Origin of the sequence: Streptomyces sp. AC550_RSS872 (assembly GCF_019049285.1) — a bacterium.
GTDB lineage: Bacteria > Actinomycetota > Actinomycetes > Streptomycetales > Streptomycetaceae > Streptomyces.
Window position 1 is genome coordinate 12923 of the sequence record NZ_JAGMUL010000080.1, and the last position, 16201, is coordinate 29123.

Annotated in this window: 16 protein-coding genes and 4 pseudogenes; 8 read left to right on the top strand and 12 right to left on the bottom strand. The window is 68.6% G+C overall.

The window, feature by feature from the left end; translation table 11 throughout:
* Positions 1–159: 159 nt before the first annotated feature.
* The 3 genes and pseudogenes from KUM44_RS27600 to KUM44_RS47660 all read right to left on the bottom strand — a co-directional run bounded on the left by KUM44_RS27600 (position 160) and on the right by KUM44_RS47660 (position 1189).
* The gene (locus KUM44_RS27600; RefSeq protein ID WP_374202079.1) at positions 160–582 is read right to left on the bottom strand and encodes a pentapeptide repeat-containing protein; all 423 of its coding nucleotides are present in this window, start codon (positions 580–582) and stop codon (positions 160–162) included.
* Positions 574–822 (bottom strand): annotated as a pseudogene (locus KUM44_RS47655) (pentapeptide repeat-containing protein); the annotation flags it as partial. The gene KUM44_RS27600 and the pseudogene KUM44_RS47655, both read right to left, overlap by 9 nt.
* Positions 809–1189 carry a pentapeptide repeat-containing protein gene (locus KUM44_RS47660; protein WP_217212137.1) on the bottom strand — a complete coding sequence of 127 codons (381 nt, stop codon included), beginning with the start codon at positions 1187–1189 and terminating at the stop codon, positions 809–811. The pseudogene KUM44_RS47655 and the gene KUM44_RS47660, both read right to left, overlap by 14 nt.
* Here KUM44_RS47660 and KUM44_RS27610 point away from each other — a divergent pair.
* Both KUM44_RS27610 and KUM44_RS27615 read left to right on the top strand, forming a co-directional pair.
* Complete coding sequence (locus KUM44_RS27610; protein WP_308402736.1) at positions 1146–1565, top strand: MerR family transcriptional regulator; 420 nt, start codon at positions 1146–1148, stop codon at positions 1563–1565. The two genes, KUM44_RS47660 and KUM44_RS27610, sit on opposite strands and share 44 nt — an antisense overlap.
* Before the next feature lie 76 nt (positions 1566–1641).
* A complete protein-coding gene (locus KUM44_RS27615) occupies positions 1642–2481 on the top strand; it encodes a carboxymuconolactone decarboxylase family protein (protein ID WP_254390199.1) in 840 nt (279 codons plus the stop codon).
* A gap of 175 nt (positions 2482–2656) precedes the next feature.
* On the opposite strand, the pseudogene KUM44_RS27620 reads toward KUM44_RS27615, so the two are convergent.
* The 3 genes and pseudogenes from KUM44_RS27620 to KUM44_RS27630 form a co-directional block, all read right to left on the bottom strand.
* Positions 2657–2910, bottom strand: a pseudogene (locus KUM44_RS27620) (DnaB-like helicase C-terminal domain-containing protein); the annotation flags it as partial.
* A gap of 160 nt (positions 2911–3070) precedes the next feature.
* Positions 3071–3409 (bottom strand): hypothetical protein, encoded by a 339-nt coding sequence (locus KUM44_RS27625; RefSeq protein ID WP_217212139.1) that lies wholly within the window; start codon positions 3407–3409, stop codon positions 3071–3073.
* A 290-nt stretch (positions 3410–3699) separates the two neighbouring features.
* Positions 3700–4182, bottom strand: a pseudogene (locus KUM44_RS27630) (IS701 family transposase); the annotation flags it as partial.
* Positions 4183–4330: 148 nt separating this feature from the next.
* Between KUM44_RS27630 and KUM44_RS27635 the strand changes: the two are divergent.
* A complete protein-coding gene (locus KUM44_RS27635; RefSeq protein ID WP_217212141.1) occupies positions 4331–4735 on the top strand; it encodes a type II toxin-antitoxin system PemK/MazF family toxin in 405 nt (134 codons plus the stop codon).
* Positions 4736–5143: 408 nt separating this feature from the next.
* Here the strand turns inward: KUM44_RS27635 and KUM44_RS27640 are convergent, their stop codons facing one another.
* Positions 5144–5362 (bottom strand): helix-turn-helix domain-containing protein, encoded by a 219-nt coding sequence (locus tag KUM44_RS27640; protein WP_374202078.1) that lies wholly within the window; start codon positions 5360–5362, stop codon positions 5144–5146.
* A 262-nt stretch (positions 5363–5624) separates the two neighbouring features.
* On the opposite strand from KUM44_RS27640, the gene KUM44_RS27645 reads away from it, so the two are divergent.
* Positions 5625–6182 (top strand): hypothetical protein, encoded by a 558-nt coding sequence (locus KUM44_RS27645; RefSeq protein ID WP_217212143.1) that lies wholly within the window; start codon positions 5625–5627, stop codon positions 6180–6182.
* Positions 6183–6302: 120 nt separating this feature from the next.
* On the opposite strand, the gene KUM44_RS27650 is transcribed toward KUM44_RS27645, so the two are convergent.
* The 4 genes and pseudogenes from KUM44_RS27650 to KUM44_RS27675 all read right to left on the bottom strand — a co-directional run bounded on the left by KUM44_RS27650 (position 6303) and on the right by KUM44_RS27675 (position 11730).
* The gene (locus KUM44_RS27650; protein ID WP_217212145.1) at positions 6303–6503 is read right to left on the bottom strand and encodes a hypothetical protein; all 201 of its coding nucleotides are present in this window, start codon (positions 6501–6503) and stop codon (positions 6303–6305) included.
* A gap of 34 nt (positions 6504–6537) precedes the next feature.
* Positions 6538–7136 (bottom strand): annotated as a pseudogene (locus tag KUM44_RS47665) (UvrD-helicase domain-containing protein); the annotation flags it as partial.
* 371 nt (positions 7137–7507) lie between these two features.
* A complete protein-coding gene (locus tag KUM44_RS27665) occupies positions 7508–8479 on the bottom strand; it encodes a succinylglutamate desuccinylase/aspartoacylase family protein (protein WP_217212153.1) in 972 nt (323 codons plus the stop codon).
* Between the two features lie 212 nt (positions 8480–8691).
* Positions 8692–11730 carry an aminotransferase class III-fold pyridoxal phosphate-dependent enzyme gene (locus KUM44_RS27675; RefSeq protein WP_217212156.1) on the bottom strand — a complete coding sequence of 1013 codons (3039 nt, stop codon included), beginning with the start codon at positions 11728–11730 and terminating at the stop codon, positions 8692–8694.
* Between the two features lie 861 nt (positions 11731–12591).
* Here KUM44_RS27675 and KUM44_RS47280 point away from each other — a divergent pair.
* The 4 genes from KUM44_RS47280 (at position 12592) to KUM44_RS45755 (ending at position 15800) form a co-directional block, all read left to right on the top strand.
* Positions 12592–13809 carry a CdaR family transcriptional regulator gene (locus KUM44_RS47280; RefSeq protein WP_217212158.1) on the top strand — a complete coding sequence of 406 codons (1218 nt, stop codon included), beginning with the start codon at positions 12592–12594 and terminating at the stop codon, positions 13807–13809.
* A 494-nt stretch (positions 13810–14303) separates the two neighbouring features.
* On the top strand, positions 14304–14987 hold the full coding sequence (locus KUM44_RS27685; protein ID WP_217212166.1) for a haloacid dehalogenase type II: 684 nt from the start codon (positions 14304–14306) through the stop codon (positions 14985–14987).
* Positions 14988–15073: 86 nt separating this feature from the next.
* A complete protein-coding gene (locus KUM44_RS27690) occupies positions 15074–15643 on the top strand; it encodes a Tn3 family transposase (RefSeq protein ID WP_308402737.1) in 570 nt (189 codons plus the stop codon).
* Complete coding sequence (locus tag KUM44_RS45755) at positions 15537–15800, top strand: transposase (RefSeq protein WP_254390201.1); 264 nt, start codon at positions 15537–15539, stop codon at positions 15798–15800. The genes KUM44_RS27690 and KUM44_RS45755 overlap by 107 nt, the downstream gene beginning before the upstream one ends.
* A 3-nt stretch (positions 15801–15803) precedes the next feature.
* Here KUM44_RS45755 and KUM44_RS27695 read toward each other — a convergent pair.
* Positions 15804–16201: FAD-dependent monooxygenase (locus KUM44_RS27695; protein ID WP_217212160.1), on the bottom strand; the 398-nt coding region annotated here is incomplete at its 5' end.

The window sequence follows — 16201 nt, forward strand, 5'->3', positions numbered from 1 at the left end:
AGTCTGTTCGCCTTCGATGGAGCCCGCACGCGGAGTTGCTCCCTCGGCCGACCATCCGGAGCGGCCGCCACACGGCGTCTCCGGGACGACTCCGGGATTCTTCCGGGTCACACCCCGATGTCGGTGATGCCGGTTCGGCGCATGATGGAGACACTCCGATCAATGCGGGGGAGGTGGTCCATGACGCATCCGTTGTGGCGATCGTGGCAGGGGAACGGCACGCCGCAGCCCTCGATCGAGGGGGAACAGCACCCCGGAGCGGTGGCAGGGCGGCAGCGCCCCGCAGCCATGGTCCGAACAGAGCAGCCCCTCGATGCCTCTTGTGACGCCGGAGGAGAGGGAGCTGCACCCCGCCGAGCTGCGCACCCTCGCCGAGAAGCCATCTCGGGTGGCCGAGGAAGTGGCAGGCATGTGAGGCACGGGGCCCTCGGTGGCCCGTGCCTGACGGATCGCGCCGACCAGTATGGCGTCGGTGAAGTTCGCATCGGTCAGGCCGGCGCCGGTGAGGTTGGCGTCGATCAGTATGGCGTTGGTGAAGGTGGCGCCGGCTGGGCGGGCGCGGGTGAGGACTGCCCTGACCAGGTCGGCGTCGGTGAAGTTCGCCCTGTTCAGACGGGCGTCGGTGAGGTCCGCCCCGTCCAGGTGGGCGTCGGTGAAGTTCGCTGGCCGGCCACCGGGGCTTTCCCGTGACTTTGTACTGGCGCGGGTGAGGTTCGCCCCGACCAGTCGGGCGTCAGTGAGGTCCGCTCCGTCCAGATGGGCGTCTATGAGCTCTGCTCTGTCCAGGGATACGCCATCGAGGTCCATGTCAGCCAAGCTGACGCCCCTGAGGTTGGGTGAGGTTCACCTCTCTCTGAGCGAGGCGCCCAGAGCCCGGCGGAGTCAGGTGGGCGTGGGTCAGATCCGCGTTGGACAGGTTGGCATCGGTGAGTTCAGCGCCCTCTAGGCGCACGTCGGTAAGATCAGCCCCTCCCAAGTCGGCGCCGGTGAGGTGAAGGCCAGCGAGACGGAGGGTTTCGCGAGCATCGACGTGTGTGCGTGCGTTCCTACCCCTGAGCCGGGGGGGCGGCACCCGGAGATCGTCGCGCCCGTGGCTGCGACGGCTCCCTTGCGTTGAAGCGCGCTTCAACTCGTACGGTCGTCGTGTGGCGACCGAGCGGATCGAACAGATCGACGGAACTCTGACCATTGCCGAGACGTCCGAGCTGACCGGGCTCACCCCTTCCACTCTCCGCTACTACGAACGCATCGGGCTGATCGACGGCGTGGCACGCGGGCCGGACGGACGGCGCCGTTATCAGGCAGCGGATCTGGCCTGGATGGCTTTTCTGCTACGGCTACGGACGACCGGGATGCCCATCCAGGGGATGTTGGCGTTCGCGGAGCTGCGCCGGGGCGGAAACGCCACCGTGCGGGAGCGGCTGGAGCTGTTACGGAGACACCAGGCACAGGTCAGCAGGAGGTATGAGGCCGTCATGCGCAGCCTCGACGCCATCGACAACAAGATCACGCACTACGAGCGGCTGGTGGAGGAACGGGATGGGGACAGCGGACGACAGGCGTGACGCACGGCGGAGGGACGAGGCGGGCAGGGGCAGGCGGGCCCTCCTGCGGTACGGAGCTGTTGGAGGGGTCGGCGCGATGGCAGTACCCCTGACGAGGCCGGGCGTAGCGGTGGCCGACAGTGCGGATCGTGGGCCGTCCAAGCGGTACGCGCGGGGCGCCGCCCGTATGAAGGAGATCGCCGGCGAGGATGCCCTCGCCACGGTGGAGGCGCTGGAGGACATCGCCCCGGATCTGGGGCGCTTCGTAGTCGAGTTCGCGTACGGGGATGTGCACGCACGGCCCGGACTCGACGTAAGGCAGCGGCAGTTGGTGACCATCGGCGCACTGACCGCCGCCGGGGACACCGCCCCTCAGTTACGGTTCCACATCGGCGCGGCGCTGCATACCGGTCTGGACGCGGCGCAGGTGGTGGAGGCGCTGATCCACCTGGTTCCCTTCGCGGGGTTCCCGCGGACGCTCAACGCGCTGGCCGCCGCGCGCGCCGTGTTCGAGGAGCGAGGGGTGCACATCGAGCCGATCGAGGTGGAGCCCGGCGGGGATCGTTATGCACGGGGCGAGGACAAACTGCGCGAGGTCGACGGCGAGCACGGCATCGAGGTGATCGAGTCCCTGAACGACGTGGCGCCGGATCTCGGCCGGTACATCGTCGAATTCCCCTTCGGAGACATCTACACGCGACCGGGGCTCGACCTGCGGCAACGGCAGCTTGTCACCCTGGGCGGACTGATCGCCTTCGGTGACACGGCACCCCAGCAAAAGGTCCACTTCAACGCCGCGCTCAGAGTGGGACTCTCACCCCGGCAGGTGATCGAGACGGTCATCCAGGCCGTCCCGTACACGGGATTCCCCCGCGCGCTCAATGCCGTCGGTGTCCTGCGCGAGGTCTTCGAGGAGCGCGGGATCCGCCCCGTCTGACCGGTATGGGCACGATGGAACGGATGGCGGGCCGCCCGGCTCATCGACTCGGCCCATGTGCCCGAAGGCGGGGCAACAGGACAACGAGTTCGTCTCACCTTCATGTCCCTTGGGCCGGACAGAGGCCACCGTCAATGAGAAAGGGACACGCGAAATACGAACCAACGGGAAGCGGCTACGTCTGTGCCATGTCGACGAAGCGCGAGTAGTGGCCTTGGAAGGCTACGGTGATGGTCGCGGTGGGCCCTGGCGGTGTTTGGCGACGATCAGGTCGGCCTCGCCAGCGCGGGGTGAGTCCTTCTCGCAGGCGTCTTCGCGGTGGATGAGGATGACGAGATCGGCGTTGTCCTCGAGGGCGCCGGAGTCGCGCAGGTCGTTGAGCATGGGCCTTTTGCGGGTGCGCTGTTCTGGGCCGCGGTTGAGGGTTGAGCCCCGGCCCTGTACTCGTGAAGGTACGGCCAGGGGACGTGTCCCCTGGCCGTACCTTCACGAGTACAGGGCCGGGACGGGGCCGGTCGCGGCCGGCGGCGCCGGATCACTTCCACCTCGAAGGAGGCGGCCGATCCACACCCTCACTGACCAGAGCGGATCAGATGGCGATCCTGGGGGTGTACCAGGCGTCGGAGCCGGACGGCGTCCTCTGGATCCCTATGGCCGAGTCCTGAAGCCGCTTGGGGCAAGTGATCACCTTGGAGAGGTACCCGCCACGCGGCTTGAGGCCCTTCTTCAAGACGTAGGCCGTTTGGCCTGCCGGGCCCGCGCAGTTCAGGAGGAACTCCGAGTTGATCGTCCCGTACGTCTTGTTGGTGAAGTTCAGCTGCACCTTGTTCGCACTGACGCGCATGATGCACCGCAGCACCTTCTCGCCCTCACAGCGCCACACGCCGTCGCCCGCGGCGCGGGATGCCTGGGCTTCAGCAACCGTCACGGACGCCCCCATGAGCGCTGTCGCAGCAACGCCCGCAACCACCATTCGAGCTGCTATTCCCACGATTCACCCGTTCTCTCTGTACGTGCGACTAACGAACGCCGGGCAGACCCTTGGGCCCGCCTGGCGGCGACTCGCTGCGCGCACGTGTTTCCCCGTTGGAAGCTTTCCAGCATTCCCCGTGGGGACGATCATGCCAGGCGCACTGCACTGGACGTTGGCGGGGTGAAGTCCGGGGCCCACAAGGGCAAGAAGGGTTGGATCTACTCGGCCCTGTCCTCGTGAAGCTACGGCTTGGTGGTGAAGCCCACCTCGTCCGGGACGGCGGCCTGCTCGCGGCGTTCGACGTCGCCGGTCCAGGACTTGGGCAGGTACAGGGCACGGTCGATACCTGCGTGCCCGTGCCGGGAGGTGTAGGTGAGGTAGACGGCGACCTGGGCGTTCTCGATCCTGCCGGCGGTGCCGGTGTACTGGCGTTGGACGCCGACCGTGTGCGTGCCCTTCTTCAGGTCGCCGGTCTCGTCCACCACGAGCACGGCCTGCTCGTCCGCCAGATGCTCCAGCACGTAGCCGCGCAGGTCGTCGCAGACCAGGTCGGCGTCCCACTTTGCCCGCCCGAGCAGGTGTTGCAGCCCGTCCGGGGTGGTGTCCCCGATGTGCTCGGTTATGGTCCAGCAGTTCTTGCGCGGCAGGTCCGAGAGCAGTCCAAGGACCAAGTCCGGCACCCGGCGCCGGGGTTCAACCCGCGCGAAGCGGCCCGCGATCCGCTGCATCAGGCCCTCGAATGACTCCTGCCACCGGGCACGGTCTACGCTGTGACCTGCGGCCGCCGCATGATCTTCAGTCTTCACACACCGATGATCAACGGTGGCCGCACCCGTTTTCACAGCGCCCTCACCGCAGATCGTGCCAGGAGGACATATGCAACACGGCGAAGTCTGGTGGGTCGAGTTTGATGAGCGACGGCCGGTCGTGCTGCTGCCGGGAGACGAGGCGTCCGGGATCCGGGCGATGCAGGTCGTCGCTCCGGCGGGCGTAGACATCAGCGGTCTGGGCATCGAAGTGGCCATGGGCGCCACGGAAGGACTGCCCTTTGAAGGCGTGCTGCGGTTCGCGTTCCCGCGTCCAGGCTTCACCCCTTGCACGTGGCTGACCATCGTGTCCCGGGACGACCTGGTCGAGCGGGCAGGCGTGCTGTCCTCCGTGAAACTCAGGGAGATTGAGGACGCCCTCCGTGTTGCTGGACAGCCGCAGGAGTGGACCGCGACGGCAGCCGCGAAGCTCAGCGAGATGAAGGATGCCCTCCGCCTCGGTGGACCGGAGTAAGCGGGCAAGGGACGGACGCCGCCGATGGTGTGGGCGATCTCGTCCAGATGATCAACGCCGGCCATCTCCGCGGCGTCCCACACCAGCAAGATCACGATCTACGGCTGGAGTATGAGGATCTCCCCCGCCATCTGCGCGATGACGCCACGCCGCGTTAGGCCGCCTGCTGTCGGCGCTGGGTACCCGGCAGGCAGTTCACGTTCCACTGCGTCCACAATGTCGGTGATCGTGAACGTGATGCCTGTGTCCACCGCAAGGCGTGCTACAGCCTCAACTGCTTTGTCAGTCCGGCTGGTCAGGTCTTCGGCCAGGCGCTCTCATAGTCAACAGCCACTCACAGACCGTATCGGTTGGGGGCGTCGGCTGCCTACGGATTGCCGGCTCCGAGGGCAGCCGGGGCGCCGGGGATCAGAAACACGCACTTGCGTAGGCCAGCACGACCGGCCGCGTCGGAAGCCGCTCCCCCGCCGCCGCCTGCGAAAGCGCGCTCGCCCCCTGACCCGCGCGCTGCGCCATCACCCGGTACGTCGGACCGCCGGCCTCCGCCCGCAGCTTGCGTAACTCGGCCGCCAACCGCGCCACCGGCCCGGCACTCGGATCCAGCGGACTCTCCGGACGTCCCGCCATCAACACCCTCCCGGTGCCGCTTCCCCCGTGAACGCGGCGCTGCGGCCCGCGAAGCTACGCGCACCCGTGACGCAAGGGCAACCCCGATGCTCTCTCCTCAGCCAGCGCCGCAACCACCTGTCCCCGGCCTTCGGAGCAGCCATTGATCAGGGTGGCAAAACCGGCTCCTCATTCAATTCCGATGCCGCTGAACTCGATGACGCACAGCACCGGCCGGGCCACAGCCAGCCCGGCCGCATCCACCATTGGAGGAAGCACGAGCATGAACATGGCCAAACGCGCCACCATCGGCCTGTCGATCGCAGCGCTCGGCGCCAGCCTCGCCGTCGGGGCTCCCGCCGTAGCAGTTCCCCAGCCGGCCAAGGCGGTCACCAGCATGGTCAGGAGCATGCCGGCCACCACCGAGGCGCAGTCCGGCAACGACACAGCAGGCACTGACACGGGTCCGGCCCACGTCAAGGCTCCGGTAACCGCCCAGACCACGCACCGAGCGCGGCTGTGGACCCAAGTAGGAGGTGGTGCAAACGGCTACGCCGACATCACGCACACGTACACGGCCGTCGGGAACGGCTACTACCAAGGAAAGATGAGCGGCAAGCTCAACCACTACTATGCCCCAGGCAACCGTCAGGTCGTCGTCATGTTCAGGGTCGACGGCACCCTCGGTGGGTACTCCAAGGTGACCAAGAGCAACAACGTCCCCTTCAACAAGACCTACAGCAAGTTCAAGAAGGTCTCCGCACGGATCTGCCTGCACAAGCCCGGCGTGCCCATCAAGCTCAATTCCGGAGTCTCCTATTGCAGTCCATGGTGGGGATGACACGTCCAAGCGACGACCTGATGGTCCCGCGCAACCGGGTGGGAGTGATGGCAGCTGCCCGGTCCCTGGTGGGGCCGAGCAGCACCCCGGCGCCCGGGCGGGCCGCCGGACCGAGGACGCTCACCATGGCCGGGCCAGCCGGGTAGGACACACGTTGGCGAGGGCCTCCAGGGCGAAGACGGTGGGCAGCCCGGCAGCCCGTTCACCGGACAGCAGGGCGGACCAGTGAGTGGAGGGCAGGGCACCCAGTGGGGCGGCACCGCCCAGCCCACCACTGCACCGCCCGGAGTCACCTACCACCGGCTGTCCGCGTCCGAGCATGAGTGGATCTTCGACGAGCTGATCACCCCGGCGGCCGCATGACTTCGGTCACGGCGCCGATGTTGGTGCGGCACAGCACCGCGTCTGGGGAGGTGACCAGGCCGACTTCCGTTGGAATCGGAACGGTGCCGGTGAGCCGGATGGGCGCGTCGGTCAACGCCAGCCACCGGTTGGCCTGTTCGGCGAGGAGCGGACCGGAGCGGCAGGAACGGGTCAAGGTGAGGTGGGTGGCGTCGAAGCCCGTCATCACATCTCGGGCGCCGCGCCCCTCCCGTAGATGGCCTGGGCGGAGTCGCCGACCATCACCAGTTGGGCGTGGCCGCGTTGAGCGCGAAGGCCTGCTCAAGGACAGGGTTGGTGTCCTGGGCTTCGTCGAGGAGGACGAAGTCGGCGTCGATCTTCGGTTCAGTCAGGGCCCACATCTTCAGGTAGTGGTCATACTCGAACCGGACTTCGCCTTCCTCAGGGTTTTGCAGGTCCTTCCATGCCTTCTCGACGAACGGCATGACGACGTCGGCGAGTTGCCCATACTCGTCCGGCCTCTCGAGCCTGCGCAGGGCTGACACGTGGCGTGACGCCAAAGCCCTGTCGGCGGACTGGCCAGAAGCGGGTGACCGTACGCAGCACGGTGTGGGGGTCGCTACCTCGCGTTCAACAGGGATATCACCGACGACGCAGCCGCCCGGTTTCCGCGCTCCGTACTGTGCAGGACCGCGCATGCCACGGCATACGCGGCCATCGGCCATCGCTTCGCTCGCCGCCTCAGCAGCCCCCGCCGCCCGCCTGGCGGATCGGGAAGGCCCACGGCATCAGATCCCCTGTCCGCATCGGTGATCACGAGATCAGCCACAGGAGCCTGCACGGTGCTTGGTACTCGCGGCGAGCAGATCGAGCGTGCAGGTCTTGCCAGTGCCGGCGCCGGCCTGCCGGCCTGCAAGACCAGGTGGTGACCGTCGCGGAAGCATCGACGGCATGGACCTGTTCGTCGGTGGGCGTGCAGCCCGTCAGTGGTGCGGGGTGGCAATGGCGGCGAGGTGCGTGCCGGGGCGGACGGAGAGTCCGTTCATGTTGTAGATGATCTTTCCGGTGGAGACGGCGGTGATCTTGTGTTCGGTGCCGTCGACCGGGTCGATGATGCGGCCGATGGTCTGTCCCTCGGTCACCTCGTCGCCCGTGACCGCGTCGGGGTACCAGAGGCCTGCGGCCGGAGATTCGACCTCGCCCGTCCAGATCCAGTCGCGCGGCTGCACGGTCACCGGTGCGAGGTGCTGCGGCGACTCGATGATGCCGAGGTGGTGCAGGAGCCGGTACAGGGCGTCGAGGAGCCTGCGCACGGTGGCGGGGTCGCGGTCGCCGAGTTGGCCGGTCTCGACGAGGATCGCGGGGATACCCTGCCGGTTCGCCGCGGCGTGGCTGTTGCCGCCGTCGGCGCTGGTGCCGAAGATGACCAGCTCGTATCCGACCGCGTGGGCCATCGCCCTGTTCTTCGCGTCCAGTTCGTCGTCGCCGGTCAGGCGGTAGCCGACGAAGTCGAGCAGGTGCTGGTCGATGCCGCCGCTGTGCAGGTCCACGTAGGCGTCGGCGCCGTCGATCAGGTTCTCGAACAGCCAGGCCGCCATCCGGTCGGTGGGGCCGCCGTCCTTGTCGCCTGGGAAGACGCGGTTGATGTTGACGCCGTCCAGCGGGGAGATGTTGAGCCGTCCGCCGTAGACGGCCGGGGGGTTGGACACGGGGCAGATCACCAGCTGGCCGGCGATCTCGTCCGGTTCCAGCAGCCCGGCCAGGCGGGTGGTGGCGTCGACGGGGATGAACTCGCCGCCGTGGACGCCACCGGTGATCACGACCCTCGGGCCCGGGCGGGAGCCGTTGACGAGGATCAGGGGCACCTCCACTGTCGTGGTGCCCAGGTCGGCGGACAGGCTCCCGCGGGTCTTCTGGCCGGGCTCGGCCGTCAGCGCGCCGATGGTCAGGGTCATGGCTTTCCTCGTTCGGGCTCAGGCCGCGGTGCGGCCGTTTGTGGTGACGAAGTCGATCGGCTGGGAGGTCCGGCCCTGAAGGGCGAGGTCCGCGGCGATGCCGCCCATGGCGGGCGAGACTTTGAAGCCCTGGCCGGAGAAGCCGGCCCGCGGGGCACTTCTCGCATTCGCGGGCCACTCTCGTTCACTGCCTCAGTAGACGGTTGCCCGTCTCAGGACTGAACGGCCGAGCGCAGTTCGGGCAGGGTCAGGACCTCGTCCAGCACGTCGACGTAGAGATCCACGTGCTCACGGCGGAAGGTCATGGGCGGTTTGATCTTCAGTACGTTGTCGTGCACGCCATTGGGGAAGACGATGACGCCTCGCTCCTTCATGAGCTCGGTGACCATGAAGGCCTGCTCAGTGGCCGGCATCTTGGTGGTGCGGTTGCGGACCAGTTCGACGCCGAGGTAGAGCCCTTCCGCCCGCACGTCACCGATGAGCGGTTGGCGCTGCTGGAGCTCGCGCAGCGACTGGGCGAAGTACCCGCCCACGCTCACGGCGTTCAACCTCAGCCCATCCTGCTCGACGATGTCGAGCACGGCCTCGCCGATCGCGCAGGAGACCGGGTTGCCACCGAAGGTGTTGAAGTACTTCATGCCCGTGTCGAACGCGTCGGCGATCTCCCGAGTCGTGACCACCGCCGCGAGGGGATGCCCGTTCCCGAGCGGCTTGCCCATCGTGACGATGTCCGGGACCACCCCCTGGAGCTCGAACCCCCACCAGGGCCCGAGTCGTCCGACGCCGACCTGGACCTCGTCGGAGATGCACAGGGCGCCCGCCCGCCTGGCCGCGGTGAACACGCCGTCGAGGTAGCCGTCGGGGAACACGATGTTCCCGCCCGATCCCATCAGGGACTCTGCGATGAAGGCGGCCGGGGGTCGGCCGTCGGCCGTGATCCGCTCGATGACAGCCGCGGCGTCGCGCGCGTACTTGACTCCGGCGTCCGCGTCGTCGTACCCGTAGGTGCTGCGGTAGCGGTCCGGGATGACGACCTCGTGGGTGGTCGCGGGCGCACCGGCGCCGCCGGGGCCCTTGTAACGGTTCGGGCTGATCCCGGTCACCACACCGGTGTTTCCGTGGTACGCGCCGTCGATGTTGACGATGTGCTGACGACCTGTCACCTGGCGGGCGATCCGCAGCGCCAGGTCGTTTGCCTCGCTGCCGGTGCACACGAGGAAGACGACCTCGAGCGGGCCGGGCAGCGTGGCTACCAGTTTCTGCACGTAACTGGCGATCTGCGGGTACACGAAACGGCTGTTGGTGTTGAGCTTGCGCAGCTGTCCGGTGGCGGCGGCCGTCACGCGTGGCTCGGCATGGCCGACGTGGGTGACGTTGTTCAGCGAGTCCAGATAGGCCAGGCCGTCCTCGTCGTGGAACCACACGTCCCGCCCACGCACAAGGTTCATCGGGGTGCGGTAGTAGTTGCGCTGGGAGCGGGCGATGTGGCGACGGCGCACTGAGACGACGTCGTCGATGGTGGGGGCCGGGGTGGAGGACTCGGTGAACCCGAGGAGCCGGGCGGGGTCGGGTGACAGGTGGCTCCACACCTGCCGTGCGGAGGGCGGCACGACGCGAGGCGGCGGCCACGTGGCCATCCGCGCGGTGCGGTGGACCTGCACCTGGACGCAGGGCCCGAGCGGGTCCGTCTCCTCGCCGGCGCCGGCGCGTCCCAACGGCGTCCCGGCCAGGACTGTCGCCGCAACGGGCGGCACGTCGTCGAGTCCCCACCAGCACGTCCAGAACTCCAGCCCCTCGACCGCATGTCGCAGCACCAACGGCATCCCGGCGCCACCGCGGGCTTCGACGACGCCGGACAGCGGGCTGGCAACCTCCTCGGCGTCTGCCACGATCAGCGAGCCGCCGACCTGAACCGTCGCGGGCTCGTCGGCTCCCGGGCGGCGCCGGCCCCCCAGGAGCAGCGATGCGCCGAGGTGGGGCACGTAGCCCCGCCGCCGTCGTCCGTCGAGGACGTCGTCGATGCGCGCGCGCACCGCCCTCGCGTCGTGCCAGTCGACTTCGTCGTAGAGATCACTTGCCGGTCGCAGGTCAAGCAGTTGCGGGGCCGGTGCGTACGGGGCACCGTCTCGGGCCGCCTCTGCCAAGGCCTCTGCCAAACCCCGCTGCTCCCGCGTCGGGGGGAGCCCACACGCGACCCGGAACGTCGCCTCGGCGACGTCGGGGCAGACCTCGGCCACCTGCGCGATCGCGGGCCAGGTGTGTTGCATGCGGTTCCGCCCGTACGGCGTGTCGCTCTCGGCGACCCGGCGCGTCCACGTCACCGCGTTCATGCACAGCCGGGCGGCCGCCAACGGATAGACGGCCGCCAGTTCCTCGGCCGTGAGGGGGAGCACCGAGTGGAAGCCGGCCACGACTTCGGCCGCAGCGGCGAGCGGGTCGGCCTTGCGGACCATGGCGTAGCCCGCCGCGATCGCCACCTCCGCCGCGCGCACGCTGTAGAGCGAGTCGCCCAGGTCGACGATGCCCGAGATCCGCAGCACCCCGTCCTCGTCGGCGTCGGCGTCGGCGTCGGCCAGGACGTTGGCGTCATTGAGATCCTGGTGTACGACGCTCCGCGGCAGTCGGTCCCATGCCGGCAGGAGAGCGTCGTACCAGCCCATGATCGTGCGCACCGACTCCCGCCGGTCCGCGTCCTGTACAGCGTGCAGCGACGCCTCGACGATCTCAGCGGCCCGGCGCATGTCCCAGTCGTGTGGTTCCAGGCCCACCGGTGGCTCCACGCTGGAGAGTCCGAGGCTCAGCCGCCCAGCGGCTTCTCCCAGCCGGCGCAGAAGCGCCGCGGGGTGGTCGTCGAGTTCCGCCAGGACCCGGCCCTCAAGCCAGCTCATCACGCGGACCACGTGCGTTCGGCCCTCGTGGACGACGGCGGCAAGGAACTTCCCCTCGCGTGTCGGGATCAGCCGTGGCACCGGAAGGTCGGGAACGGTGGCGGCCAGATGCTGGAGGAGCGAGTTCTGCCAGAGAACGTCGGCCGAGTCCGGCTCCGCGCGGGTGACCCGTACGAAGTAGCGCAGGCCGTCGTCGCCGGTGATCCGGACGTTCTGGTCGATCTCCCCTCCCAGTGGGTGCTGGACATATCCCTCGAGTCCGAAGGACTGCCGCAGCACGTGATCGAGGAGCGAGTCCGGCAGTTGGCCGGTGTGACCGGGGATGGTCGTTCCGTCCTGGCCGGTTGTGGTCGCTGAGGTCATCGGTGCGTTCTCTCTCTCGTCGTCAGGTCGCTCATCACTCACCGGGGGTCTGCGCCACGACGCTCAGGTCGTGGCCAGTCCCCCGCCGCCACCGGTGTCCGACCTTTGTCCGAGGCTGTCAGCCGGCTCCCGGACGGTCCGATCGATTGCGGTTCCCGGGGGCGGCGGGGAGGGCTGCCGCAGCTGTGTCTCGATCGCTTCACGGGCTGCGCAGACCTCGACCAAGTGGGACCTGGGCCAGGACGCTCTCCCAACACCTGGTCGGCGATCAGGTCCGAGGCGGGTCGTCCGTCAAAGGCGGAGCGCTCATCGAGACCGGTCATCAGCTCACGCGGCGGCGGTCACGGCGTCCCAGGTGACGTTGGCGGCGAGCACCCCGCGCAGCGCCTCGGCGGCGTCCAGCGGTGCCCTCTGGTCCTCGACCCTCGCCTTGAGCTCGGCGTAGTCTCTGCGGGAGTCCTGGATGATCTCGCTTCCGCTCTGCCTGGCGAACCGGTTGGCTCGGCCGCCTTGGTCATCGCCTCCTGGTGGGCTCCGTGGCGGAAGGCCGACAGTGAGCCGAGGAACGCGGCGCCCCTCAGCAGCGTCTGCTCAAGGTGACCGACTGGGGATCAGGTGCGGAAGTGCCATAGCTGCTCCAAGTGCGGGTCATGTCACGAGCCCACTCCAGCCCGAGGTGATGCGTCAGATGAAACACCGCGGAGAATCCGGCAACAAGGGACGCGGGGCCGCGACATCGACCCCGTATTTTGTGCCTGTGCACAATTTCTGTCAGGGAGCCCCAGCGGCATGCCAGCGGCATTGCCCGGAGACGGCCCCGGATCCGTCCGGTGACGGCTGTCGTCGGGAGAGGCGGTCCTCGTGAGCGGCCCGGGACGCCGTAAGGGCGGGACTCGCCACGACGCCGTGCAGGCGATCGCGCGTCGGCTCCTCGAGGAACGGCTCGACGAACTGACCTCTCGTGCTCTCGAACAACTGGAAGCCGAGGAGCCCGCCTACGCGTCGGCGGACTGGGACCCGGTCCAGAAACGGGAGGGGATGCGACGAACCCTCGAACTCGCCCTGACCCGGCTGGCCGGCGGTCCCGTGCCCCGGACCGTCTCGCGCGCCACCGAGGACGTGGGACGCGAGCGAGCGGAGCAGGCGTTCCCCCTGACCGCTCTGATGCACTCCTTCCAGCTGGACCTCAGGACCCTGTGGGAGGCCGTGCTCGCAGAGGGGCGAGCACGTGGCATCAGCGCCGATCCCGACTTCCTCGACGGGTTGATCCGCGTCTGGGAGGCGACGGACGCCAACAGCGTCGAGGTCGTCGACGCCTACCGCCGCACCGAGCGGGACCTTGCGAGCCGTCGTACGGAGGTGCGCAACCGCGCCTTCAGCCGCCTGGTCCTGGAAGGGGAGCAGGATCCCTCCACCGTCGCCGAGGCCTCCACGTTGCTGGGCTTCTCCGAGAACGTCGCGCTGACCGTGGTCGTGGTCGAATCCGTTCCTACCGGGGACCCGGCTGTGTCCCAGGTCGACGATGCGCTGCGTCGGGGCGGCCTGGTACGTCACTTCGGATGGATGGGTGACGAACTCCTCGGCATCATCGGTCACGGACGGCGCGATGAAGAGGTCATGCTTGCCATGCTCCGGCCGTTCGCCCCGTGGCGCTGCGGCGTCGCGGAAGTCCCCGGCCTGGCGCTGACGGCGCGGGGCATCCGGTTCGCACGTGCCGCGATCCGCAGCTCCGCGCAGCCCGGAGTGCGGCACGTGGAGGGCCACTGGATCGGGGCGATCATGTCGGCGCAGGAGGAGCTCACCGGTGCGATGGCCACCGGCGTGCTGCGCCCACTGCTAGAGCTGCGCGACCGCGACCGCATCCTCGAGACCCTGCGCTGGTACCTCGACCTCGGCTCGGTCGCCGAGGTGGCCGCACGCACCTACCGTCACCGGAACACGGTGGGCAATCGCCTACAGGCTGCGGAAGAGGCGACCGGGCTGAAGCTGTCCCGACCGAACGACGCCGCCCGGCTGGTCCTCGCCCTGGCTTGGCTGGAGACGGACGCGGGCGCCCGCTTCCGGGCGGCGATGTCCTGATCCACCGATCGCTGGACGGGACGAAGCCACCGGCCGGGGCCGCGACCGAGAGAGCCGGCGCCAAAGCGTGTCGGTCAGAGGACACATGCGCTACATGTGAGCGGCAGCCTCGGCGGCCGACAGCCCGGTCACGCTGCCGGGCAGCGGCGCCGAGCGGCCGCAGTCCGCGCCGCAGCCGCAGCCGCAGCCGCAGCCCGCATCGGATTCCTGACAGAGATTGTGCACACGCACAAAATACGTGGCCGATCTCGCGGCCTCACGTCCCTTGTTGCCGGATTCTCCGCGGTGCTTCACTGACGCATCACCTCGAGCCGGAGAGGCTCATCGCATCGGAGCAGCAATGATGCTGCCGCCGACTACCTGATCAGCATTCGCAGTCCCCGGCCTGTCCGGGGCCCGTCTTCCAATGGCGGCCCCTTCGGGACCTCAGCCCCTCAGCCCTCATGCCCCCGGCAAACAGAATGCTCTGTATGCCCGAAAAGAGGTTGAACATCATGCGTCAGATCGTCACCTTCGATGCCTACGGCACCCTGGTCGACTTCCAGCTCGGCCCCACCACCCTGAAGGTCCTGGCCGACCGGCTGGACCTGGACCGTCTGAACGTCGACGAGTTCCTCGACGACTTCCGCATCATGCGGTTCCACGCCGTACTGGAGGCATACCGCCCCTTCCGCGAACTGCTGCCCGCCAGCCTGGAGATAGCGATGCGTCTGCACGGCCTGGAGTACCGGCAGTCCGACGGCGAGGCCCTGGTCGCGGCCGTGCCCACCTTCGGCCCCCACCCCGAGGTCCCGGCCGCCCTGCGGGCACTGAAGTCCCGGTACGAGATCGCCATCATCTCCAACACGGACGACGACCTCATCGCCCAGAACCTGGCCAACATGGGCGTCGAGTTCGACCATGTCATCACCGCCCAGCAGGCCAAGGCGTACAAGCCCTCCCGGCAAGCCTTCGAGTACGCCTTCCAGGCCATGGACATCGACCCCGCCCAGGTCATCCACGTCGCCCAGGGCTGGGAGTACGACCTCATCCCCACCCGCGGCCTCGGCCTCGCTCGCCGCGTGTGGATCAACCGCTACGGCCACAATGGCTCCATGGGCGCCCGCGGCAGCGCCGACTACCAGCCCTTCGACGAGCTGCCCGACCTGTCCGGCCTGCCGGCCCTGCTCGGCTGCTGAAGCCGGGACCCGGACCGGCCGGTGATGGACGCCCTGAAGCTGCTGGCCAAGTACGCTGACGTCGGCGGCAAGACCCCGGCGCGAGCGTGGTCGGGTTCGCGTTCACCGAGCTGCTCAACTTCCGCCTGCTGCCGAGGCTGAAGAACATCGGCAGCATCCGCCTGTACCGGCCCGACGACGACCCGCCCGGCCGGCCGGCGCTCGGCGGCTCGCTGACCCGCGCGATCCGCTGGGACCTGATCGCCCAGCAGTACGACCAGATGGTCAAGTACGCCACCGCCCTGCGCCTGGGGACAGCCGAGGCCGAGCAGGTCCTGCGGCGCTTCACCCGGGGCGGTCCCAAGCACCCCACCTACCAGGCCCTCGAAGAACTGGGCCGCGCGGTGCGCACGACCTTCGCCTGCGACTACCTCGCCAGCCCCGACCTGCGCCGCGAGATCCACGGCGGCCTCCAGGTCGTGGAGAACTGGAACTCGGCGAACACCGTGCTTCCAGTACGGCAAGGACGGTGCCCTGACCGGCCCGGACAAGGAGCACGCCGAGACCTCGATGCTCGCACTGCACCTGCTCCAGAGCAGCCTCGTGTACATCAACACCCTGCTGCTCCAGCAGGTGCTCGCCGAGTCGGCGTGGGCGAAGAAGCTGCGCAACGATGACCGGCGCGGGCTAACCGCGCTGTTCTGGTCGAATATCAATCCGTACGGCACCTTCCGGCTGGAGATGGACAAGCGCCTCGACTTTGGGCCCCTGGCTGTTCCCCGCCCGCGGCGGGCCACCGAGGACGTGGCACAAGCAGCGCGATCAACCCCGTGAAGGTCAGAGTCGTGAGCCACGGGCCCGGGAGTCTCCATCCGTCCGGATGGTCAGCAGTTCGCCGCAGTCGTGGGTGTAGAGCCAGGCTGTGGCCTTCTCGTAGAAGAGGCGGACCGCCAGCGGCATCACCAGGTCGCGTATCCGCCGGGTGAGCGGGCCTGCCGTCTTGGCGTCGCGGTTGTCCGAGGCGGCCTTGACCATCTTGGCGATACGGGCCGAGCGGGCGGCTTCGTACGCCGAGAGGGCGGCCGCCACCAAGGGCTCCGCGGCCAATGACCGGGCCAGGACGAGTGCGTCCTCCAAGGCCATCGACGCGCCCTGGCCCGCGCCGACGGGGTGTCCGGCGTCGCCGAGGAGTGCGATGCGGTCGTTGTGGCGGACCGGGACCGCGTCGAGTTTGT